General features: G+C 69.4%; 1 protein-coding gene. It reads right to left on the bottom strand.

The genetic code is table 11. From position 1 onward, the window contains the following. Positions 1-556, bottom strand: a 556-nt coding sequence (locus tag BIV23_RS26840) for a cobalamin-dependent protein (protein WP_177240043.1), incomplete at both ends; no start/stop codon positions are given.

Raw genomic sequence — 556 nt, 5'->3', positions numbered from 1 at the left:
GCGGACGTGCCCCTCCTGCGGGCGTTCCTCGGCCGGGGCGGCGGCCGCGGCCCGCACCCGGCGCTGCTTCAGCTCGGGCAGTGCGGCGCCGGGGACACCGCGCTTGACGCCGATGAGGGCGTCCATCAGGCGCAGCCCCTCGAACGCGTCGCGGGCGTAGCGGACCTCGCCCTCGTAGATCTCGTGCAGGTCCTGCTCGACGTAGGCGCGGGTCAGGGCGGCCCCGCCCAGGATCACCGGGTAGGTCGCCGCCAGCTTGCGCTGGTTGAGCTCCTCCAGGTTCTCCTTCATGATCACCGTGGACTTCACCAGCAGCCCGGACATGCCGATCACGTCGGCCCGGTGCTCCTCGGCCGCCTCCAGGATCGCCGAGACCGGCTGCTTGATACCCAGGTTGACCACGTTGTAGCCGTTGTTGGACAAGATGATGTCGACCAGGTTCTTGCCGATGTCGTGCACGTCCCCGCGCACCGTGGCCAGCACGATCGTGCCCTTGCCCGCGGCGTCCGACTTCTCCATGTGCGGCTCCAGATACGCCACCGCCGACTTCATCACC

The sequence above is a fragment of the Streptomyces monashensis genome (assembly GCF_001866665.1).
GTDB lineage: Bacteria > Actinomycetota > Actinomycetes > Streptomycetales > Streptomycetaceae > Streptomyces > Streptomyces monashensis.
The sequence above is the reverse complement of the archived record's forward strand: the minus strand, read 5'-3'. Positions and strand labels throughout refer to the sequence as shown.